Origin of the sequence: Mucilaginibacter paludis DSM 18603 (genome assembly GCF_000166195.2) — a bacterium.
Classification (GTDB): Bacteria; Bacteroidota; Bacteroidia; order Sphingobacteriales; family Sphingobacteriaceae; genus Mucilaginibacter; species Mucilaginibacter paludis.
Genome location: NZ_CM001403.1, coordinates 4,761,468 through 4,783,643 on the forward strand (window position 1 = coordinate 4,761,468; position 22,176 = coordinate 4,783,643).

Below are 22,176 nucleotides of genomic sequence, written 5' to 3' on the forward strand. Positions count from 1 at the left end.
GAAATATTTTATTTAAGATACTTTTTCAAATATAAAATTCTGAAGCTGTTGTAAGGTACGCAAATTCATCTTTTAATTATTTGTTGGATGAATAAAACCATATCTTGTAATTACCCTGCGTGTTTTTGATGTGTAATAGGAGCTAACATCGCCGGTTTGCACCACAAACGAATACTGGCCCAGGTTGATGATCTGCGCGTAAGCAAAAGCCTTAGCATTTGTTACAATGGCTCCGTTCAATGTGTCTTTTACCGTTAAATTAGTTTGCAGTACCAAATCATCAGATACCAACTGCCAAGTGCCGGTGTTGATTTGGGGAATGCAATGATAGTTTTCGTAGGTACAGGTATTATCGCTGTTAAACTGGAACTTTTGAATGCTGTCGCAGGCCGTATTTAAAGTATCGGTTTTTTTCAGTGTATCGCCTACAAATGTTTGGCGTTGTACCGATGCCAGTTGCCATTTTTCGCCAACTAAAAAATAATGAACAGTATCAGAGTTGTCCTTCTTGCACGAGTTAATCAGCAAGGCAATGCAGGCCAGGCCAATACATGCTAAAAATGAAAACTTATATTTGATAAATAAATACACACATCAAAATTAAGAAAACCTGTGGTAATAACGGGGAGCTTAACCAAATATTTCATTCAGGCGTTTGATGTGCGCCGGATGCATTAGTTATAATAAAAAGTTTTAGCGCAGGGCATAAATGAAAGGCCGCTTGTGTGCTAAATCGTGGGATAAATAAGCAAAAAAGCCCCTCTGTTTTGCAGAGGGACTTTATTTTTATAGTTGTTGTTCCTTTGCCGGGTTACGGTAGTAAACTTTGTTTTCTAAAAACTCCTGCACAGCAACTAAAGTTGCTTTAGGCATTCTTTCGTAATGCTTTGATATTTCAATTTGTTCACGGTTTTCAAATACCTCTTCAAGGTTGTCATTTGATGAAGCAAATTCCGAAAGTTTTTGGTGTAATTCTTCCTTTACGTTATTGGAAATTTGGTTAGCCCTTTTTGACATAATTACGATCGATTCGTAAATATTATCAGTTTGTACATCCAACTCACGTAAATCGCGGGTTATCGTACTGCTTGCCACAGTTGGCTTAATTACATTCGTCATTTTATTGGGATTTTACTTTTTTACTAAACTTGTGTCTCTTTGCGCCTGAGGTAGAGATCTGTTTTTCTCTTCCTGTATTTTTTTATAAAGCCTTTCGTTGGTTGCGGCTTCTGCTAATATACGTTTACTTTCCAGTATACCTTGTTGCGAGTTCTTTTTTAATAGCTCGGCATCTTTTAAATACTTGCTGTTAGGATATTTCTCTACAAATTGGTCGTGAAACGCAATCGCCGATTCATAACGCTCCTGTTGCTTAATTTCGTAGCTGTTTTTAGCGTACAAATATTGTGCCTTGATGGTTAAAAACTCCATTTCTTCAGCATATTTAATGTCAGGATAGTCACGTAATGAATTTCCAAACGCAATAACTGCCGATTGATAGTCGCCTATAGTTAAATATAACTTCGCGTTAGCATACGATTTTTCTTCCAGCTTGTCGCGTAGATTTTGAATCAGTTTGCCTGCCTCCGGTGCGCGGTCGCTTTTGGGGTAAAGGTTAATAAACAGCTGCATCGCGTCAATCGCTTTCTGTGTGTTTTCCTGATCCAGCGAAAAATTAGGCGAATCCAGGTAATAACAATAAGCCGACATAAAACGGCACTCCTCTGTACGGCTGCTGTTAGGGTAACTGTCAGCAAATGTTTTAAAGTGATACCTTGCCGAGGTATAGTCCTTCAGCTTATAGTTGGTATAGGCATAATAGTAGTATAAATCTTCAGCTTCTGTAGTACCTCTGTAGCGCTGTACCAGGTCCTCAAACAGGTCGAGCGCCCGGGTATAGTCTTTTTTGTTGTAGTATTTAATACCCTCATGGTATTTTTTGGCATTGTCGTTACTGGCTTTAAGCCGTTCAAATTTGCTTTTACAGCCCGCCAGGGCAATAACAAGCACTAATAGTAAACTCCCGGTAAGGGCCCGTTGTTTTTTAAACATCCTGCAAAGATATATCAATAATGTAAATCAGTCAATTATTTTATTTCGGTGCAATATAAAGCTGTTATTTTACATTACCTTTTTCAGTTTTACTTTTTAACATATTTTAACCATCTGCCTTTATACTATATATAAGGTGTGTGCAGTTCTGTAACAAATCCATTTAACATCCGGGCTGTAAGTTGCTCATCATCGTACTAATTAATATGAGGTAATTAGTATTTCAAAGAGCTTGATTAATTTGGGGGTTAAGTATTGGGCGTTCCCGCCTCCGGACGGGCCGCGCTCTCCGCTGCAATTCCTCGCTCCGCTCCGGGATTTCCGCTACTATCGCTAACGCGAAACAGTTCATCAAATTACAAATATCCAATAACCGGCATGCCTCTGGTGCTTAGTTGGTATAACGGGTGGCCGGTTTTGCAGCTTTCGCGCAATTAATAGCCCTTAATATTATTGGTCCAAGGTAATTATGCCTTCAATCAGTCATTAAAAATCTGGCGGTGGGTACATATATATAGTGTCTATGATAAAAACGAGGCCGATGCGAGCTTGTTTATCCAGTTATAACCCAATACCGGTGTTGTATCAGCAGTATTTGGCTAAGTGGGGCAACGCTTAAGTGGCAATCAGCAGGGGTTAATAAGACATTGCTACGCGGCTTGATAATTATACTTGATGATTATCAGGGTATTAGGATAAATAAGTAAAAATAAACGCGAAGCAGGTTGCTTAAGTAGAAAAAGCTCGTACCTTTGCAACCCGCAAACGAAGAAGCGGGAAGTTCTTAAAAAGGTGAATACGAGTAAATTAAGGCATAATTTAGCCTGAATTGAAAAAGGGTTTTGATGGAGAGAGTGAGAAAAGAAGAAGATAAGATCAAAACGGGTAATCAAAAAATACTTTCAAATAAAATTTCAGAAAGTTAAAAAGATTACTACCTTTGTAACCCGCAAACGAGGCTGAATCCGAAAAGAAAAAGCTAAGAAAAGAGGGAAAAGCGAAAGAAAAAAATAAAACATTTTTCTTTGAAAGAATAAAAGGTTTGCTACCTTTGCAGTCCCAAAAGAAAGGGGCAAAAAATCCTGAAAAGGAAAAGGTTCCTGGAGCGATTCCAGGACTAACAAAACAAGAAGATTTGAGCCGGGCAACCGGTGAAAAATATAAAAGGAAAAGCGTGAGGCGGATCCGATCAAGTTCTTTAAAAAGAAGTAACATGTAGCGTAGCGGGGAGAATCACCTAAGGGAGATTCGAACCGTGAGAAGAAGAGAGTATCTGTATAAAGATATATAACACAGATTCTACAAATAATAAAGTAGGGTCAGAGATTTAAAAACTTAAAATTTACAATGGAGAGTTTGATCCTGGCTCAGGATGAACGCTAGCGGCAGGCCTAATACATGCAAGTCGGACGGGATAGGAGAGCTTGCTTTCCTTGAGAGTGGCGCACGGGTGCGTAACACGTATGTAACCTACCTTATCCAGGGGGATAGCCTCTCGAAAGAGAGATTAAGACCGCATAACATTATTGAACAGCATTGTTTAATAATCAAATATTTATAGGGATAAGATGGGCATGCGGGACATTAGCTAGTTGGTGCGGGTAACGGCCCACCAAGGCGACGATGTCTAGGGGATCTGAGAGGATGACCCCCCACACTGGTACTGAGACACGGACCAGACTCCTACGGGAGGCAGCAGTAAGGAATATTGGTCAATGGGCGGAAGCCTGAACCAGCCATGCCGCGTGCAGGAAGACGGCCCTACGGGTTGTAAACTGCTTTTGCAGGGGAATAAACCCTGGTATGTATACCAGGTTGAATGTACTCTGAGAATAAGGATCGGCTAACTCCGTGCCAGCAGCCGCGGTAATACGGAGGATCCAAGCGTTATCCGGATTTATTGGGTTTAAAGGGTGCGTAGGCGGCTTTTTAAGTCAGGGGTGAAAGACGGTAGCTTAACTATCGCAGTGCCTTTGATACTGAAGAGCTTGAATGAACTAGAGGTAGGCGGAATGTGACAAGTAGCGGTGAAATGCATAGATATGTCACAGAACACCAATTGCGAAGGCAGCTTACTATGGTTCGATTGACGCTGAGGCACGAAAGCGTGGGGATCAAACAGGATTAGATACCCTGGTAGTCCACGCCCTAAACGATGAACACTCGATGTTAGCGATATACAGTTAGCGTCTAAGCGAAAGCGTTAAGTGTTCCACCTGGGGAGTACGCCCGCAAGGGTGAAACTCAAAGGAATTGACGGGGGCCCGCACAAGCGGAGGAGCATGTGGTTTAATTCGATGATACGCGAGGAACCTTACCCGGGCTTGAAAGTTAGTGAATGATTCAGAGACGGATCAGTCCTTCGGGACACGAAACTAGGTGCTGCATGGCTGTCGTCAGCTCGTGCCGTGAGGTGTTGGGTTAAGTCCCGCAACGAGCGCAACCCCTATGTTTAGTTGCCAGCACGTCAAGGTGGGGACTCTAAACAGACTGCCTACGCAAGTAGAGAGGAAGGAGGGGACGACGTCAAGTCATCATGGCCCTTACGTCCGGGGCTACACACGTGCTACAATGGTCAGTACAGAGGGCCGCTACCTGGCAACAGGATGCCAATCTCCAAAAGCTGATCACAGTTCGGATCGGGGTCTGCAACTCGACCCCGTGAAGTTGGATTCGCTAGTAATCGCGTATCAGCAATGACGCGGTGAATACGTTCCCGGGCCTTGTACACACCGCCCGTCAAGCCATGGAAGCTGGAAGTACCTGAAGTGCGTAACCGCAAGGAGCGTCCTAGGGTAAAGTCGGTAACTGGGGCTAAGTCGTAACAAGGTAGCCGTACCGGAAGGTGCGGCTGGAATACCTCCTTTCTGGAGCAGATACACAAGCTCGACGATCACCACAAAAGACCGCTACGCACATGTTTCTTTCTTTTTATAAAAAAACACCCAAAAGACAAGCCAATCAGTGGCTGTAACTAATAATAGGTACAGGAAACAAGAGTTGGCAGTTCAAGAAAGTCTGAAGTCATCAGTCGCAAGTCAGAAGTTAGCAGTTAGCAAAACAGCTAACGGAGAACAAGCCGACTCAAGACTAATTACTCAGGACTGCAGACTAAAAAGTCCGGTAGCTCAGTTTGGTTAGAGCACTACACTGATAATGTAGGGGTCAGCAGTTCAAATCTGCTCCGGACTACAAGGTGAAGCAAGAAGCAGGAAGTAAGAGGCAAGAAGCAAGAACAAAAAGCTTCGGGCCAGAAACTTCAAGCTTAAAAGCTGTCTTAAGGGGGATTAGCTCAGCTGGCTAGAGCACCTGCCTTGCACGCAGGGGGTCAACGGTTCGAATCCGTTATTCTCCACGATACCCACCAGTTTACCTAACAAGGTAAGGATATTGAAAAAGGCGATCCGCAACGGAAGACCGGGGTAAAAGTTCTTTGACATATTGGAAGAAGTAAATTAAAGAGAAAACAACAGTAGAGACGTTGTCAGGCTTTAGAAGTACGGAAATAGTAAATAAAGAGGAAAGGGGTTTAAATCTCAATACTCAATACGCACTACTCCATACTAATAAACAGGCAACCATCAAAAAAGCATACATACCGAGCAAAAGGCGGTATAGTAGAAGAAAGTAAGAAAGGGTACACGGGGGATGCCTTGGCTCTCAGAGGCGATGAAGGACGTGATAAGCTGCGATAAGCCGCGGGGATTAGCAAATATGAATTAATCCGCGGATTTCCGAATGGGGAAACCTATCCATTTGAAGAATGGATGCATAATATGCGCAAACCTGCTGAACTGAAACATCTAAGTAAGCAGAGGAAGAGAAAACAATAGTGATTTCCTGAGTAGTGGCGAGCGAAAGGGAAGAAGCCCAAACCAGGTATGTTACGGCATACCTGGGGTTATAGGACCACAACATGAATAACTGAATGAAACTGAACAGGGTGGGAAACCTGGCCATAGAGCATGAGAGCTGCGTAAGTGTAAGTTAGGTTAGGATAGTGGAATCCTGAGTACCGCGAGGTCGGAGACGCCTTGTGGGAATTTGCCGGCACCATCCGGTAAGGCTAAATACTCCTGAGAGACCGATAGTGAACCAGTACCGTGAGGGAAAGGTGAAAAGAACCCCGAACAGGGGAGTGAAATAGAACCTGAAACCGTGTACTTACAAGCGGTCGGAGCAGCGCAAGCTGTGACGGCGTGCCTTTTGCATAATGAGCCTACGAGTTACTCCTCTCTGGCAAGGTTAAGTGGTTCAGCCACGCAGCCGAAGCGAAAGCGAGTCTGAATAGGGCGTGCAGTCAGAGGGGGTAGACGCGAAACCTTGTGATCTACCCATGGACAGGTTGAAGGTGCCGTAACAGGTACTGGAGGACCGAACCGATAAACGTTGAAAAGTTTCCGGATGATCTGTGGGTAGGGGTGAAAGGCTAATCAAACTGGGAAATAGCTCGTACTCCCCGAAATGTTTTTAGGAACAGCCTGGCGGTTGAGTTATATAGAGGTAGAGCTACTAATTGGGTGCGGGGGAGTCAAATCCTACCAAATCCAGATAAACTCCGAATGCTATATAATATACGCTGGAGTGAGGCTCTGGGTGCTAAGGTCCAGGGCCGAGAGGGAAAGAACCCAGACCATCAGCTAAGGTCCCTAAATTACCACTAAGTTGAACTAACGAGGTCCGATTGCACAGACAGCTAGGATGTTGGCTTGGAAGCAGCCATTCATTTAAAGAGTGCGTAACAGCTCACTAGTCGAGCGATCGGGCATGGATAATAAACGGGCATCAAGTGGTATACCGAAGCTATGGATTTGCAGCAATGCATCTGGTAGGGGAGCATTCTAACACCGGTGAAGCAGATACGTAAGTTACTGTGGAGGTTTTAGAAAAGCAAATGTAGGCATAAGTAACGATAAGGCGGGAGAGAAACCCGCCCACCGAAAGACTAAGGTTTCCTGATCAACGCTAATCGGATCAGGGTTAGTCGGGGCCTAAGGTGAAGCCGAAGGGCGTAGCCGATGGATAACAGGTTAATAATCCTGTACTTTTTGTAACTGCGATGCGGTGACGGAGTAGTGAAACTGCCGCGATCTGACGGAATAGATCGTTAAAAGGCGTAGGTATAGAGCATGTAGGTAAGTCCGCAAGCTTTGCTGAAACCCAATAGTACTGCGAGCCTTCGGGTAAGCAGATAGAGCAGGTAACCAGACTTCCAAGAAAACCCGCTAAGCTTCAGGTTATAAAAACCCGTACCGTAAACCGACACAGGTAGTCGAGGAGAGAATCCTAAGGTGCTCGAGTGAATCATGGCTAAGGAACTCGGCAAAATGGCCCTGTAACTTCGGGAGAAGGGGCGCTGGCAGTAATGTCAGCCGCAGTGAAAAGGCCCAGGCGACTGTTTAACAAAAACACATGGCTTTGCAAAATCGAAAGATGAAGTATAAGGCCTGACACCTGCCCGGTGCTGGAAGGTTAAAAGGGGATGTTAGTCGCAAGGCGAAGCATTGAATTGAAGCCCCAGTAAACGGCGGCCGTAACTATAACGGTCCTAAGGTAGCGAAATTCCTTGTCGGGTAAGTTCCGACCTGCACGAATGGTGTAACGATCTGGGCGCTGTCTCAGCCATGAGCTCGGTGAAATTGTGGTATCGGTGAAGACGCCGGTTACCCGCAACGGGACGGAAAGACCCCATGCACCTTCACTATAGCTTAACATTGATATCGGGTACAGGATGTGTAGGATAGGTGGGAGACTGTGATCTGGCTTCGCTAGGAGTCAGTTAGTCAACGTTGAAATACCACCCTTTCTGTATTTGGTGTCTAACTCGATAATGTCGAGGACATTGTTTGGCGGGTAGTTTGACTGGGGTGGTCGCCTCCAAAAAGGTAACGGAGGCTTTCAAAGGTAAGCTCAGTACGCTTGGTAACCGTACGTGGAGTGCAATAGCATAAGCTTGCTTGACAGTGAGACAGACAAGTCGAGCTGGGTCGAAAGACGGATATAGTGATCCGGTGGTTCTGCATGGAAGGGCCATCGCTCAAAGGATAAAAGGTACGCTGGGGATAACAGGCTGATCTCCCCCAAGAGCTCATATCGACGGGGAGGTTTGGCACCTCGATGTCGGCTCGTCACATCCTGGGGCTGGAGAAGGTCCCAAGGGTTGAGCTGTTCGCTCATTAAAGTGGCACGCGAGCTGGGTTCAGAACGTCGCGAGACAGTTCGGTCCCTATCTGTTGTGGGCGTTGGAAGTTTGAGTGGGGCTGACCTTAGTACGAGAGGACCGGGTTGGACGAACCTCTAGTGAATCTGTTATGGCGCCAGCTGTACTGCAGAGTAGCTACGTTCGGAATAGATAAGCGCTGAAAGCATCTAAGTGCGAAACTAGCCACAAGATGAGACTTCCATAGAGGGTCGTAGCAGACTACTACGTTGATAGGTTACCGGTGTAAAGGTGGTGACATCATAGCCAAGTAATACTAATAACCCGAAGCTTTCTCATAGCAGGTAATAACGGTGAGCAGAGGAAAGAAGCAAGAAAAAAGAAACAAGACTTCGGTCGTGCTTCCTGACTCTTAACTCCTGATTCTGTTCACTCAACACAAAGCTGTTGTTTTCTCTGGAACTTACTTCTTTCAATAATATGTCATTGTTTACAGGAGATGTGAGCTGATAGCTATGAGATCTGAGACGAAAGTCGAGGAAAGGTAGATCAATCAGGTAACATCATTCTTAAAACAAATAAAATATCAGATGACGGTATCAAGCAGAAAAGAGTCTCAAATCTCAGATCTCAATACTGAAATCTACAAGAAATTCAGGTGCCTATATCGGCGGTGTCTACCTCTTCCCATTCCGAACAGAGAAGTCAAGCCCGCCAGAGCCGATGGTACTGCGGTAAAACGTGGGAGAGTAGGTCGGTGCCCAATCTTAAATTAACCTCGCTAACTTTGTTAGTGGGGTTTTTTTATGTAATATGCTTTTTCTCTTCTCTTGCTTCTCGCAGCTAAACTCATGCTTCTAACTTCTTGCTTCCGCCTCTAACCTCTCGCTTCTATCCTCCCGCTTCTCCTCAGCAATTCTATCGCGTAAGCAACATCCTCATTCTTTTTAATATAGAAGCTGATCCAACCCGACCTGGTGAAAACATGATGCTGGTTTACCATGCCCTCATTCATCAGCTGGCATTTAATTTCCCTGGTGAACAGGATGTCCAGGAGGCCGTTGCTATGGATATGGCCTATCTCTTTGCCATTATAGTTAAACTGGATTCCTCCATACCTGTGCATACAGCTGCTGGTGCCGTGCCAGCTTAAAACTTCCGCTTCAATATCGTCTAACTGGTCTGCAAGATTTGGATTGGTAACCATCGTCCATAGTTTCAGCAGGCTGTCAAATACGTGCGGTAGCAGCGGTACTTTTTTCATCGGTCCTGAATATTTTACAACAAATTTAAACATGGTATTATTTTGCTTCGCTTAGTTGTTTGATGTGCTCCATTACACGCAGATGTACATTGCGTGTAATGCTCTGGGCCCATACATCGTAATACCAAACCGGGAAAACGTAAAGTTTATACCAACTGTTGCCAATTAAGGTAGTAGTGCCATTCCCATTGTCGTGCAATAAAAATTGGCCCCGCAGAATATCAATATGACCCATAATCTCCGGATCGCGTGGCTGGTTTACAATATCAAAAGTTAAATCTTTACCGGGGTTATAGGTAACAATCTTTTCGCCAAAAACATAGCCGTTGCTAAATATACACTTACGGCCCGCTCCCTGATAGTAACCGGTTACAGTAGTAGCCATGGGGCTCGGCATGCCGATTTGGAACAACCAATAATTGTTTTTTTGCCTGATCGGCTCAAACGCCACCACATTTTTCCAGATTTTGTCTGGCGTGGCATTTACAATCAAACTGTCGGATACCATGTTGCTATATTCATGTTTGGATCTGGAATCAGCAATAAAGATGAAGGTCAGTAGCGTGATGATACTGATATTTAAATTTTGGTTCCTCCTTTTAAACATCTCCTTACCCAAAAACGCGCCTGTTATCACAAACCCGAAGATGAGTGGCGAAACGATAATCAGGCAGATCATGCCTTCGCCCAGAAAAACAGTGCTGAGCACAATAGCATAAAAACTGTTGACACAGGAATACCAGGATAAGGTTTTGCCCCTTAAATCCAGGTTGCGCCAATAATAGGCGCTTAAAATCCCCATTAAGAGCGGGATGATAATAAATTCTGAGTAAGCCAGTACCGTAGCACCACTATGATCATTAAAGAATAGTTTGCTCAAACCAATTAGCGTAAATGCCATCGCGTTCGGAACAATAAATCCCATTTGTTTAGCTGATAAAAACCGGTTATCCATAAGGTTTTGTTTAGAATTATTTTATAATAAATTAAAATTTCAGAAAGAATTGAAATATATAGATAAATCAAAATCTATTTAAAGATTTTGAATAGAGATCCCCAAAACCAGCTTTCTTCAGCTTTCAACATGGTCTCGAAGGTTTTGTCTACATTCTTCGCCAGTTTATTAATATCTGTTACCGATTTATTGAAGGTTTTAAAGGCCGGATCCTTTTCATCTCCTTCAACTTGAGTTAGTTCGTCAAGCAATTTGAGCACTGGCTCTAATTCCCTTTTGCGGCGCTCTTTGGCTACCTGCCTGGCAATATTCCAGGTGTTTTTATCCGCATAAAAATATTCCTTGCGTTCGCCTGCCTTATGATGTTTTTCAACCAATCCCCAGCCTATCAGATCGCGTAGGGTCATGTTGGCATTGCCCCTGGATATACTGAGGCTTTCCATAATTTCTTCGGTTGTTAAGGGATCGGGGGTAATTAATAACAAAGCATGAACCTGTGCCATGGTACGGTTAATGCCCCACTCCGAACCTAACTTGCCCCATGCTTCAATAAATTTTAGTTTTGCTTCTGCCAATTCCATATACAAATGTAATTATATATTTTAACTTTCAAAAAATACTGAAAGTTTATTGTGTATCCTGTTTTTAGAATGTACGGTTTCCATCCCGAATTATTATAAATTTGGCCTTTGTTTTCGTCCCTGCTTTTTGAATAGAGCTGGAGAGAAGTATTAAATTAAAACTATGGATGATCAGCTGCCTCAACTCCGCACCGTTAATGTGATACGGTACGTAACACCACTGCGCGAAGGGGGCTCTTTGCCTGCCATTGCCGAGGCCGACGACGAGTTTTTATATGTACTCAAATTCCGCGGCGCAGGCCAGGGCGTTAAAGCGCTTATTGCGGAATTGATTGGTGGCGAAATTGCCCGGGCTTTAGGTTTAAAGATTCCCGAGATTGTATTTGCCAACCTGGATGCCGCTTTCGGTCGCACCGAACCTGATGAGGAAATTCAGGATTTGCTCAAAGCCAGCGTAGGGCTCAACCTGGCTATTCATTTTCTTTCGGGCGCTATTACTTTTGATCCGGCGGTTACCACCCTGGATGCCAAATTGGCTTCGCAAATTGTGTGGCTGGACTGCTTGCTCACCAATGTTGACCGCACACCGCGCAACACCAATATGCTGATCTGGCATAAGGAGCTGTGGCTGATTGATCATGGTGCCGCCTTATACTTCCATCATTCCTGGCAAAACTGGGAAGAGCAGGCCAAACGCCCCTTTGTACAGGTAAAGGATCATGTATTATTACCTTTAGCCAGCGAATTGGAAACCGTTGATCGGGAGTTTAAGGCAATCCTTACCCCGGAGTTGATAAAAGGGATTGTTGGGATAGTTCCAGAAGAGTGGCTTATTAAAGATTCAGAATCAGAAACGGCGGAAGAACTGCGCGAAATATATATTCAATTTTTGTTGACGAGAATGGCATCGTCGGATATTTTTATAAAAGAAGCACAACATGCAAGAGAGTCACGTATTTGAGTACGCCACCATTCGCGTTGTGCCGAGGATGGAACGTGAAGAGTTTTTAAATGTTGGGGTGGTATTGTACTGCCCTAAGCAAAAGTTTCTGCAAGCCATGATTTTGATTGACGAGGATAAGCTGGCTGCGTTTTCGTCCAAACTGGATATTGAGCAACTGGAGAAAAACCTGTGTGCCTTTGAACAGATATGCAATGGCGACAAAGAAGGCGGCCCAATTGCGACATTAGATATAGCATCCCGTTTCCGCTGGCTTACCGCCACCCGGAGCACTATCGTACAAGCATCCAAAGTTCACCCCGGCCTATGTAACGATGCACTTAAAACATTGAATCGGTTGTTTAATCAATTGGTGGTTTAAGTGGTTGATAATAAAGGAACTGAATAGTGAAAAGTCATGGGAATGTGCGACTCCCCTCTCGAGAGCATAGCCGTCAATTTAAGTAGCTGTACTCATATATTGTTGATTTTCAGTTATTTAATTTTTAGGCGCGGTTTGCCCGCATGGGCAAACCTATGTATTTTTACTCTCATATTTTTCGTTTTTTAAGGCGGGGAGGTTTAGATGACCCCGCCTTTCTTATTTTTGTTTAACTATCTAAATATAGTATTTAAATATCTAATAATCAAATACTTATTACAATTTCTTCTATTTTTAACCTATGTTTTCTGTGCTCTTTTGAAAGGTGCTTTAAGTTTAATTTCTCCAACAGAGCTAACCACTTTGAGCATATCCCTAAAAGCTGCGCTCGCAATTCTTCTTTCGTAGAAGCGATTAGTCGATGCACCTTTAAAACACTAATTTGACCTATCTTACCGATAGCCATGCATATTTTCCAACTCAAAACTGCCCAGATCAACTTACTGTATAATATACTGGTTATACGATCCGAACTTCCTTTGGGGAACGTGTGTATCTTTAAAAACGACTTCCATGCTTTAAAAACCAATTCTATCTGCCATCGCAGGTGATATAACTTTTGGATCAATTCAGCGCTATATTTTTCGCTCACCAGGTTGGTAACAATAAAGTTAAACCCTGCCCGCTCTTTGAATCCCTTACTGGTGGTACTGCCTTTCTTTTTATTGTACTTTTCAGTATTGGCTATCCGCCTTGCCTTGAGCTCTTCACTTACCGGTTCTATTATTATCCTTACCGGCATCTTATCAGCTCCGATATATACCTGTTGATCAAATACGCCGGTTATGCCTTGTAGTTTCGACAACTCTAACTTTTGGTATTGGTCGTCCTTTAATAGATAAATCGTTGTTTTCGGACATAATTTATTAATAAAGAAAGCTTTGACTTTGTTAATATTGTTCATATAACTCAAGTGAGTGTAACCCAGATCTCTCATATATAATACCCCCGGCTGAATTGATGCCTTGTCCAGATGACTCTCACCCTGGTCATTTGCGTTGGCCGGAGTTACTTTGATATCGCTTTTACCACTTTTGATTTCAAATTCAAATTGTACAGATGCTCCCGCTTTCATCCCACTTCCTTTTGTTCCGGGGAATGTCTCTGCAATAACTTCCGGCAACGCGAAACGGGTAGAATCTTTGATACGGATCTCCAAGCCCTGTGTTTGCTCTTGCGGTAACTCAACTGCTATTAATTGCTCAAAAACGGCTTGTACAAACTTTGTCATATTGCTGTGATGTCTTTGATGCAATGCCTGCTTCGAAATATCAAGCCCATCCCTCCGCATTAACTGCATACTCATGCCGTTAAACGATTGATCTCCATCAAATAACGCCATATCCAATAGTTCCTTGCCTCCCACTTTTCGTTTGCGTTGTATAGCCTCTGTTTTACGGGCCAGGCCATCTAACACCGTTGGTTCAAATAGTTCCGAACTCATTCGCTCGAATAATGACTGCAATTTTGCAGTTCCGATTCTTGCTCTAAAAAAATTTTATCCCTTTTTTTTCTAAAGTTGACGGCTATGCTCTCGAGAGGGGCGGAGGGGTGTGTCCTTTCTTCGTGCGTCGAACACACCTGCTATGCACTAATCAATATAACCTCCAAACTATACTTTCCCCAGTTCAAAAGGCAACTTACGATACCGCTTCCCTGTAGCGGCAAAAATAGCATTCCCCACAGCCGGTGCAATCGGCGGCAGTCCGGGTTCGCCCAATCCTGTCGGTGCATCTTCAGATGGTACGAATTTCACAATCACCTCCAACGGCGCATCCTTCATCCTTAAAAATTTATAGGTATGAAAATTCTTCTGCATTACAGCACCCTGGTCAAAAGTGATTTTGCTGAACAGGGCGTGGCTCAAACCATCAATAATGGCGCCTTCAACCTGGTTTTCGGCACCGCTCAAGTTCACCACCCTGCCGCAGTTGATTGCCGAAAATACTTTGGTTACCCTTAACCCATCCTTGGTTTTAGTTACCTCTGCAACATGCGCCGCATAACTATTGAAAGAGAAGTAGGAGGCGAAGCCGTAGTATACATTGGGCTTGGTATTTTTACCCCAGTTGCTCATTTGGCTCACCAGGTTAATTACACTTTTAAATTTTTCGATGTTGTATTTTACCGTGCCAACGGGGCTATTTTTGGCTTTATCTAAAAGTTCCAGTCGCAAAGCAATCGGATCTTTTTTCATCTCGTGGGCCAGTTCATCCAAAAAGGTTTCGTCGGCAAAAGCGGCCACATTGCTGGTGGGAGCACGCCACGGACCCATTTGTATATCTGTTTTAACGCTATGGTTATCATGACGGAAATGCGTGATGGCCGCCGCCGGGAAGCCATCCGGTACCGAAGCCCGGCCGTTTAAAGCCGCCGAAGTAACATGCCAGGCGCTGATGGTATTATCGGCTCCAATAACTGCCTTGTATTTATACATCGCCGGGGCGCGATAAAAGTCGCCTTGTATATCATCTTCCCTCGTCCAGAACATTTGCACCGGGCATTTGGCCGCTGCGGAAATTAAAGCTGCTTCTACACCATTATCGGGCCTTAACTTGCGGCCAAAACCACCGCCCTGGCGTGGCATACCCAAAGTAACATTAGCTTCCGGAATATTTAGTGCTTTGGCTACTTCGGCGCACATATTGGCCGGCACCTGAGTAGGGCCATACAATTCGGCTTTGCCATCCCGTACATCGGCAAAAAAATTAATGGGCTCCATGGGGGCATGCGATAAAGCGGGGCACTCATAAATGGCCTCTACTACTTTAGCGCCGCTACCCAAAATGGCTTCAACATCACCGTCGTTGCGGGATGGGGCTTCACTTTTTTGGGCTATCATGTCCTTAAAAGCAATGTCGTGGTCGGTACTGCTTTCCAGTTTGCCGGTATCTTCCCAGATCACCTTCAGCACGTCGCGTCCTTTTTTTGCGGCCCAGGTTGATGTTGCCAGCACAGCTACTACGCCATGGGCCTGCACAACGTTTTTTACTCCCGTTACTTTACGGGTTTCGGTATCATCAAAAGATTTTAATGTTTTACCGAAAGCGGGTGGGCGGGATACCATCGCGAAAAGCATGCCCTCGCGGCGGGTATCCATACCATAAAGCGGTTGCCCGGTAATGATCTTTTTATTGTCGATATTATGTACCCTTGTACCAATGATCTTAAAATCTTTAGGGTCTTTTAATTTAACATCGGTGGGTACGGGCAGCGTTGCGGCTTTTGCAGCTAACTCGCCATAACCTAATTTCTTTCCACTGGGCTTGTGCACCACAAAGCCGTCTTCGGCATAGCATTCACCTTCGGGTACCGCCCATTGGCCGGCTGCCGCGCTAATCAGCATCACCCGGGCGGTTGCACCGGCCTGCCTGATGGGCATAAACCTGCTGCGGATGGCACCGCTTCCACCTGCTACCTGTGAGCCGTATTTTTTATCCAGGGGAGCCATTTCAACATACACGGAATCCCATTTAACGTTGAGCTCTTCGGCCAAAATCATGGGCAAAGCGGTTTTAACACCCTGGCCAATTTCTGGGTTGGGCGCCATCAGGGTAACCAAACCCTTATGATTAATGGTGATATAAGCGTTTGGTGCAAATACAGCTTCCAGGTCGTTATGTTCGATGTTTTCAGCTTGGCTTAGCAGATTAAAGCCGAGCATCATACCCCCACCGGCTATGGTTGTAATCTTTAAAAAGTGTCGTCGTGATACGGCTGCTGCTATCATTGGTGTGTTGCTCCTTTCTTAGCGGCCAGATGAACCGCCTTGCGGATGCGGTAATGTGTGCCGCAACGGCAAATATTGGTCATGGAGGCGTCAATATCGTTATCGGTAGGGTTTGGCGTACGTTTTAATAATGCCGCTGCGGCCATAATCTGGCCCGACTGGCAATAACCGCATTGGGCAACATCCATTTCTTCCCAGGCTTGCTGCACCGGGTGGGTACCGTTGGCACTTAAACCTTCGATAGTTACAATCTTATTAGTGCCTACTGCTGCGATAGGAAACGAGCACGACCGGATGGCGGCACCTTCCAGGTGTACTGTACAGGCACCGCATTGGGCAATACCGCATCCAAATTTGGTGCCTACTAAATTCAAATGATCGCGCAATACCCAAAGCAATGGTGTATCAGCGTCGGCCTCAACAGAAACTAACTTGCTGTTAACAGAAATTTTATAGTTAGGCATACCGGTTTGGTTTATACTCAAATTTATCAGTAATATAATACTTTATCAAGGATAAAAAGCTAATAGCTAAAATATTACAAATGACTATGTGCAGATGAGTAAATGTGCGGATGTGCAAATGGAAATATGTAGATGTGCAAATCACGTTCGCTCATTTGCACATTTATCATTTTACTATAAGTAGCTTTGAAATATTGCCAATGCATTAACAATTTTCCATTTCAGAATTTGACAATGCGATGAATACTATCAACCGTTTAACTATGTACATTTGCTTAACGGTGTTAAATGATTTAATATCGTGAATAAGTGAAATGGCAAGTAAAGACAGGATACAACGTTTGAAAGATGAAACACGGGTTAATATCCTGGATGCTTCACTTCAAATTGTTAAGGAAGAGGGATGGCAAGCTTTAAGTATGCGGAAAATTGCAGATGTGATTGAGTATACTGCGCCTATTATATACGAATATTTTGCTAACAAAGACGCGATATTGCTGGAGCTTACACGCAAAGGATATTTGATTTTATCAAAGGATTTGCAAGAGGCAAAAAGCAAACATCGTTTACCGGCTAAACAGTTGGAAGCCATGTGGCTCGCCTACTGGAATTTTGCTTTTGCTAATAAAGAACTATACCAGGTGATGTTTGGCGTACAAATGAATTGTTGTTGCGACCTGGTCAAAAATCTTCCGGAATCGAAATTGCCGTCAACTTTATTCAGTGAGGTGATACTCGAGTTGATGAATATCGAAAATCCGGATGCCGATGCTGTATGTACCAAATATTACACTTTCTGGTCTATTGTACACGGGTTAATTTCCATTAATATTTTAAACGGAGGTTATTCTGAAGAGATCAATCGCCAGGTGTTGAAGGATGCCATAGGCGGGATCATCCGGTCCATGCAGGACTAACTTTTTTTAACAAAATAAAAACATCGTTAAAACATTTAACAGCGTTAAGCTAAAAGTTTTTAAAACCAATCTTTAATATCATGCAAATTACAGTCAAACTTTATGGAATTTTAATAACGATGTTAAATAATTTAACGCCGTTAATTGAGTCTTCAAACCTTTTTCGTTAGCGTAAATAATCAACAACACAACAATAGTTCAGCAGCCTGCAAGGCAATTATCCTATCATCATTCAAAATTAATTATTATGAAAACTATCTTTTTAGCGGTTATCGCACTATCACTATACAGTTGCTCAACAAAACCACAAACTCAAACCGCACCTCCACCACCTTCGTTGCCGGTAGCTACCGTTTTAGCCGGGAATGATACTACTTACCAGGAATATCCGGCTTCTATTGAAGGTGCCATCAATGTGGAGATCCGTCCGCAGGTGAGCGGCTCTTTAGATAAGGTGTTTGTTGACGAAGGTGCTTACGTTAACGCCGGAGAGGCGCTGTTTAAAATTAACGATCAGCCTTACCGCGCACAATTGAACAACGCCTTGGCCGGGCAACATGCTGCCGAAAGCGCACTGATCAATTCGCAACTTGAAATTCAAAAATTAACGCCGCTGGTGCAAAACAAAGTGGTATCTGAGTATCAGTTAAAAACAGCCAGGGCTGCTTACCAAATTGCCAAAGCCAATATAGAGCAGGCTAAGGCCAATGTTGCAACCGCCCAGATCAATGTGGGATATACTACCATTAAAGCGCCGGTAAGCGGCTATATAGGCCGACTGGTAAAAAAACAAGGAAGTTTAGTTACCCCAGCAGATATTGAAGCGCTTACCTTGTTGTCTGACGTTCATACGGTTCACGTTTACTTCTCGTTAGCCGAAAAGGATTTTGTGAGCTTTAAAGAGCAATATCCAGGCGAAACGTTAACAGATAAACTAAAACACCTGCCCGCAGTGGGGCTTTTGCTTGCCGATAATAGCCAATATGCCAAACAAGGTAAGATTGATATGATTGACGGTCAGTTTGATAAAAATACAGGTGCCATTACTTTAAGGGCGACTTTCCCTAATACTCAAGGCTTATTACGCTCGGGCAATACAGGCAAAATCAGGTTGAGCCTTAACCACCGCGATGCCTTGATCGTGCCTGAATCGGCAACTATTGAAATGCAGGATAAAATATTTGTGTTTACGGTTGGCGACAGCAGCAAAGTTAAAAAGCAGCCCATATACATTGTTGGTAAAACACACGGCCACTACCTTGTTAAGGATAACGAGGGGATTAAGGCAGGCGACCAGATTGTGTTAGAGGGCATAGATAAACTACAAGAAGGTATGGTGATCCAGCCTCAAAAAGCAGCCGATAAGGTAGCCGCTGTGGTAAAAAAATAATACATACACTTAAACTTTAAAGTCATGTTTCAGAAATTTATAGAAAGACCGGTACTCTCAACTGTTATCTCCATATTACTGGTGATAGTTGGTATACTTGGTTTAACAAAATTACCCTTAGAGCGCTTCCCTGATATTGCCCCTCCGGCAGTGTTGGTATCTGCAGTTTATCCAGGCGCCAATGCCGAGACTATTTTACGTTCCGTTACGCCTTCGTTGGAAGAAGCGATTAACGGGGTGGAAAATATGACCTATATGACATCTACCGCCAGTAATGACGGTACTTTAGCCATCACCGTTTACTTTAAACAGGGTACCAACCCCGATCAGGCAGCGGTAAACGTTCAAAATCGTGTGTCTCAGGCTTCGAGCCAATTGCCTGCTGAGGTGTTACAATATGGTATAACTACCACCAAACAGCAAAACAGCTTTATTGGTGCCATGGCGCTCTACTCTGAGGATCCTAAAAAGTACGATCAAACTTTTGTGGCCAACTATGCGCAGATCAATATCATTCCCGAAATTAAACGTATTCCGGGTGTAGGTTCTGCCAGTATATTTGGCGGTATTAAAGATTACTCCATGCGTGTTTGGCTTAATCCGGGCCAAATGGCAGCTCATAAAGTAACCCCTGCCGAAGTAATGGCGGCTATTCAGGACAAAAACCTGGAGGCTGCGCCAGGTAAATTTGGCGAGCGCAGTAACGAAGCATTTGAATATGTAATTAAATACAAAGGTAAGCTTACCAAACCCGAAGAATATCAGAATATAGCTATCCGTGCTAACGCCGACGGTTCTGTATTGCATTTAAAGGATGTAGCCCGTGTAGAGTTGGGTGCTTATTCTTATAACAGCGTAAGTAACCTGAACGGCCACGATGGTATCATTATCGGTATCATACAGTTGTCGGGTTCAAACGCCAATGAAATCCAGATCGCTATTGATAAGCTGATGGAAAAAGCATCGAAGGATTTTCCTGTCGGTATCAAATACAATCAGTTCTATCGTACAAAAACCGACCTCGACGAGTCAATCAACCAGGTGGAGCATACACTGGTAGAGGCCTTTATACTGGTATTTATAGTTGTATTTATATTTCTGCAAGATTTCAGGTCTACCCTTATCCCCGCTATCGCCGTTCCGGTGGCTATTATAGGTACATTCTTCTTCATGAACCTGTTTGGTTTCTCGGTTAACCTTTTAACGTTGTTTGCATTGGTATTGGCTATAGGTATTGTGGTAGATGATGCCATTGTAGTTGTAGAGGCGGTTCATGCCAAAATGGAGCATAATCCGGGCCTAAGCCCTAAAGCAGCTACTACCCAGGCCATGCACGAGATTACGGGAGCCATCATTTCTATTACGCTGGTTATGGCGGCGGTGTTTTTACCGGTGAGTTTCATGACCGGTTCAACAGGCATATTTTACAGACAGTTTGCGCTAACCATGGCCATAGCCATTATTATTTCGGCTGTTAACGCGTTAACTTTAAGTCCAGCTCTGGCCGCTTTATTTTTAAAAAATAAACATACCGAACATGGGCACGAGGCGCCTAAGCAAAGTTTTGTAGAGAAATTTTACGCGGGCTTTAATGGTGGGTTCAACTACATGACTAACCGTTATGTTGGAGGTTTGAAAGTACTTGTCCGTAACAAATGGATCAGTATGGCTGGCCTCGCTTTAATCATTGTTGTAACGGTTTACATGGTAAGCAGAACCAAAACAGGTTTTATTCCTACCGAGGATCAGGGTTTTGTGGCTATAGCTGTTAGTACGCCATCAGGTACATCGTTGGCCGGAACTAACAAAACCTTTAAGCTGGCCGAAGATCAGTTGAAAACGTTGCCATCAGCTCGATTTGTTACCGCGCTGTCTGGCTTTAACTTTCTTACACAATCCAGCAGCCCATCAGCCGGTGTAATCTTCCTGCTATTGAAACCTACCGAAGAGCGGGGCGAGGTTAAAAATATAGATGCTATACAAAATATAGTTAGAGGGAAATTAGGAGCCATACCGGGCGGTACTTTCTTTGTATTTAGTTTTCCAACAGTTCCCGGCTTTAGCAACGTAGAAGCTCTGGATGTGATGTTGCAGGATAAAACCAACGGCAGGCTCGATAAATTTAGCGGTGTGGCCAATAACTTTATTGCCAAGCTGATGCAGAAACCGGCAATTGCCTATGCCTTTACTTCTTATAAGGCAGATTATCCTCAGTTACAATTAGAAGTTGATGATGAAAAGGCTAACCAGTTGGGCGTAAGTGTGAAAGATATTCTATCTACAATGCAGGCTTACTTTGGTACTGCCCAGGCCTCGGATTTTAACCGCTTTGGTAAATACTATCGTGTAGTTGTTCAGGCTGATATTGCCGACAGGACAGACCCTTCAACAATTGACAGGGTGTTTGTTAAAAACAAATCAGGCGAGAACGTACCGGTGAATACCCTGGTTAAGTTAACCCGTGTTTATGGTTCAGAAACCGCTTCGCGTTATAACTTGTTTAACTCTATTGAGGTAAATGCTATCCCAAAACCTGGTTATAGCTCTGGTGATGCCATTAAGGCGATAGAAGAAACAGCGAAAGAGCAATTGCCTGTGGGGTTTGCCTATGAGTTTGCCGGCCAAACACGCGAGGAGATTTCCTCGGGTGGCCAGTCAGCTGTCATATTTATGCTTTGTTTGATATTTGTATATTTCTTATTGTCGGCACAGTATGAAAGTTACATCCTGCCATTGGCTGTAATACTTTCCATACCTACAGGTTTATTTGGTGTGTTTGCAGTATTGGGTTTAACCGGTATAGAAAATAACATTTATGTACAAGTAGCCCTAATTATGCTCATCGGTTTGCTGGCTAAAAATGCCATCCTGATTGTGGAGTTTGCCGTGCAGCGGCGTAAAGCCGGCCAACCATTGGTGGCCGCGGCTATTGAGGCTGCCAAATTACGTTTGCGCCCAATTATCATGACATCGCTGGCTTTTGTTTTCGGTTTATTCCCCATGAGTATTGCCACCGGGCCATCAGCACAAGGTAACCACTCCATCAGTATTGGAGCAGCAGGCGGTATGGTATCAGGTGTGGTATTGGGTTTATTTATTATCCCAGTATTGTTTGTGATTTTCCAGGGCCTACAGGAGCGCATAACCGGAATCCCTGTGCCTGTATTGCTAAACGGTAAATCACATGAGCATCATGACGGAAGTCCTGTCAAGGTAGCCGAAAACGAATATTCCGCTTAATTAAATCAACGATACGGATACCGATCCTGCTGCAAGGCAGG

14 protein-coding genes, 2 tRNA genes and 3 rRNA genes are annotated in these 22,176 nt (G+C 43.9%); 10 read left to right on the plus strand and 9 right to left on the minus strand.

Going from position 1 to position 22,176, the window contains the following annotated elements; translation table 11 throughout:
- Positions 1-72 precede the first annotated feature (72 nt).
- The 3 genes from MUCPA_RS20115 to MUCPA_RS20125 all read right to left on the minus strand — a co-directional run bounded on the left by MUCPA_RS20115 (position 73) and on the right by MUCPA_RS20125 (position 2,052).
- On the minus strand, positions 73-591 hold the full coding sequence (locus tag MUCPA_RS20115; protein WP_008508928.1) for a DUF5004 domain-containing protein: 519 nt from the start codon (positions 589-591) through the stop codon (positions 73-75).
- 195 nt (positions 592-786) lie between these two features.
- On the minus strand, positions 787-1,119 hold the full coding sequence (locus MUCPA_RS20120; RefSeq protein ID WP_008508929.1) for a DNA-directed RNA polymerase subunit omega: 333 nt from the start codon (positions 1,117-1,119) through the stop codon (positions 787-789).
- A 12-nt stretch (positions 1,120-1,131) separates the two neighbouring features.
- Entirely contained in the window at positions 1,132-2,052 is a 921-nt protein-coding gene (locus MUCPA_RS20125; protein ID WP_008508930.1) for an outer membrane protein assembly factor BamD, read from the minus strand.
- Between the two features lie 1,344 nt (positions 2,053-3,396).
- On the opposite strand from MUCPA_RS20125, the gene MUCPA_RS20135 reads away from it, so the two are divergent.
- The 5 genes from MUCPA_RS20135 (at position 3,397) to rrf (ending at position 8,978) form a co-directional block, all read left to right on the plus strand.
- Positions 3,397-4,919 (plus strand): 16S ribosomal RNA (locus MUCPA_RS20135).
- A gap of 250 nt (positions 4,920-5,169) precedes the next feature.
- A tRNA-Ile gene (locus tag MUCPA_RS20140) sits at positions 5,170-5,244 on the plus strand.
- Between the two features lie 89 nt (positions 5,245-5,333).
- Positions 5,334-5,407 (plus strand) — tRNA-Ala (locus MUCPA_RS20145).
- A gap of 266 nt (positions 5,408-5,673) precedes the next feature.
- A 23S ribosomal RNA gene (locus tag MUCPA_RS20150) occupies positions 5,674-8,551 on the plus strand.
- A 315-nt stretch (positions 8,552-8,866) separates the two neighbouring features.
- Positions 8,867-8,978, plus strand: a 5S ribosomal RNA gene (gene rrf, locus MUCPA_RS20155).
- The 16S, 23S and 5S rRNA genes sit together here with 2 tRNA genes alongside, the layout of an rRNA operon.
- A gap of 111 nt (positions 8,979-9,089) precedes the next feature.
- Here rrf and MUCPA_RS20160 read toward each other — a convergent pair.
- The 3 genes from MUCPA_RS20160 to MUCPA_RS20170 all read right to left on the minus strand — a co-directional run bounded on the left by MUCPA_RS20160 (position 9,090) and on the right by MUCPA_RS20170 (position 11,012).
- Positions 9,090-9,476: a luciferase domain-containing protein gene (locus MUCPA_RS20160; RefSeq protein ID WP_008508931.1), complete on the minus strand. Its 387-nt coding sequence runs from the start codon at positions 9,474-9,476 to the stop codon at positions 9,090-9,092.
- A 37-nt stretch (positions 9,477-9,513) separates the two neighbouring features.
- A complete protein-coding gene (locus MUCPA_RS20165) occupies positions 9,514-10,431 on the minus strand; it encodes an SRPBCC family protein (protein WP_008508932.1) in 918 nt (305 codons plus the stop codon).
- Positions 10,432-10,505: 74 nt separating this feature from the next.
- Positions 10,506-11,012: a GbsR/MarR family transcriptional regulator gene (locus MUCPA_RS20170; protein WP_008508933.1), complete on the minus strand. Its 507-nt coding sequence runs from the start codon at positions 11,010-11,012 to the stop codon at positions 10,506-10,508.
- Positions 11,013-11,175: 163 nt separating this feature from the next.
- Between MUCPA_RS20170 and MUCPA_RS20175 the strand changes: the two genes are divergently transcribed.
- Together MUCPA_RS20175 and MUCPA_RS20180 are read left to right on the plus strand one after the other, a co-directional pair.
- Positions 11,176-11,973, plus strand: a complete 798-nt coding sequence (locus MUCPA_RS20175) for a HipA family kinase (RefSeq protein WP_008508934.1) — start codon at positions 11,176-11,178, stop codon at positions 11,971-11,973.
- The gene (locus MUCPA_RS20180) at positions 11,951-12,334 is read left to right on the plus strand and encodes a DUF3037 domain-containing protein (RefSeq protein ID WP_008508935.1); all 384 of its coding nucleotides are present in this window, start codon (positions 11,951-11,953) and stop codon (positions 12,332-12,334) included. The genes MUCPA_RS20175 and MUCPA_RS20180 overlap by 23 nt, the downstream gene beginning before the upstream one ends.
- 265 nt (positions 12,335-12,599) lie before the next feature.
- Here MUCPA_RS20180 and MUCPA_RS20185 read toward each other — a convergent pair whose 3' ends face one another.
- From MUCPA_RS20185 to MUCPA_RS20195, 3 genes are all read right to left on the minus strand, one after another.
- Positions 12,600-13,838, minus strand: a complete 1,239-nt coding sequence (locus tag MUCPA_RS20185; protein ID WP_008503844.1) for an IS4 family transposase — start codon at positions 13,836-13,838, stop codon at positions 12,600-12,602.
- Positions 13,839-14,006: 168 nt separating this feature from the next.
- Positions 14,007-16,124, minus strand: coding sequence for a xanthine dehydrogenase family protein molybdopterin-binding subunit (locus tag MUCPA_RS20190; protein WP_008508936.1), 2,118 nt, complete (start codon positions 16,122-16,124; stop codon positions 14,007-14,009).
- Positions 16,121-16,588, minus strand: coding sequence for a (2Fe-2S)-binding protein (locus MUCPA_RS20195; protein WP_008508937.1), 468 nt, complete (start codon positions 16,586-16,588; stop codon positions 16,121-16,123). The genes MUCPA_RS20190 and MUCPA_RS20195 overlap by 4 nt, the downstream gene beginning before the upstream one ends.
- 314 nt (positions 16,589-16,902) lie before the next feature.
- On the opposite strand from MUCPA_RS20195, the gene MUCPA_RS20200 reads away from it, so the two are divergent.
- From MUCPA_RS20200 to MUCPA_RS20210, 3 genes are all read left to right on the plus strand, one after another.
- Entirely contained in the window at positions 16,903-17,505 is a 603-nt protein-coding gene (locus MUCPA_RS20200) for a TetR/AcrR family transcriptional regulator (protein ID WP_008508938.1), read from the plus strand.
- A 247-nt stretch (positions 17,506-17,752) separates the two neighbouring features.
- Positions 17,753-18,895 carry an efflux RND transporter periplasmic adaptor subunit gene (locus tag MUCPA_RS20205; RefSeq protein WP_008508939.1) on the plus strand — a complete coding sequence of 381 codons (1,143 nt, stop codon included), beginning with the start codon at positions 17,753-17,755 and terminating at the stop codon, positions 18,893-18,895.
- Between the two features lie 24 nt (positions 18,896-18,919).
- Positions 18,920-22,135, plus strand: coding sequence for an efflux RND transporter permease subunit (locus tag MUCPA_RS20210; RefSeq protein ID WP_008508940.1), 3,216 nt, complete (start codon positions 18,920-18,922; stop codon positions 22,133-22,135).
- Positions 22,136-22,176 lie beyond the last annotated feature (41 nt).

Coding starts and splice junctions, on each gene's coding strand:
- MUCPA_RS20160 (WP_008508931.1), bottom strand. CDS start 9,476: ATGAAAAAAGTACCGCTGCTACCGCACGTATTTGACAGCCTGCTGAAA.
- MUCPA_RS20175 (WP_008508934.1), top strand. CDS start 11,176: ATGGATGATCAGCTGCCTCAACTCCGCACCGTTAATGTGATACGGTAC.
- MUCPA_RS20170 (WP_008508933.1), bottom strand. CDS start 11,012: ATGGAATTGGCAGAAGCAAAACTAAAATTTATTGAAGCATGGGGCAAG.
- MUCPA_RS20125 (WP_008508930.1), bottom strand. CDS start 2,052: ATGTTTAAAAAACAACGGGCCCTTACCGGGAGTTTACTATTAGTGCTT.
- MUCPA_RS20180 (WP_008508935.1), top strand. CDS start 11,951: ATGCAAGAGAGTCACGTATTTGAGTACGCCACCATTCGCGTTGTGCCG.
- MUCPA_RS20185 (WP_008503844.1), bottom strand. CDS start 13,838: ATGAGTTCGGAACTATTTGAACCAACGGTGTTAGATGGCCTGGCCCGT.
- MUCPA_RS20120 (WP_008508929.1), bottom strand. CDS start 1,119: ATGACGAATGTAATTAAGCCAACTGTGGCAAGCAGTACGATAACCCGC.
- MUCPA_RS20200 (WP_008508938.1), top strand. CDS start 16,903: ATGGCAAGTAAAGACAGGATACAACGTTTGAAAGATGAAACACGGGTT.
- MUCPA_RS20165 (WP_008508932.1), bottom strand. CDS start 10,431: ATGGATAACCGGTTTTTATCAGCTAAACAAATGGGATTTATTGTTCCG.
- MUCPA_RS20195 (WP_008508937.1), bottom strand. CDS start 16,588: ATGCCTAACTATAAAATTTCTGTTAACAGCAAGTTAGTTTCTGTTGAG.
- MUCPA_RS20205 (WP_008508939.1), top strand. CDS start 17,753: ATGAAAACTATCTTTTTAGCGGTTATCGCACTATCACTATACAGTTGC.
- MUCPA_RS20210 (WP_008508940.1), top strand. CDS start 18,920: ATGTTTCAGAAATTTATAGAAAGACCGGTACTCTCAACTGTTATCTCC.
- MUCPA_RS20190 (WP_008508936.1), bottom strand. CDS start 16,124: ATGATAGCAGCAGCCGTATCACGACGACACTTTTTAAAGATTACAACC.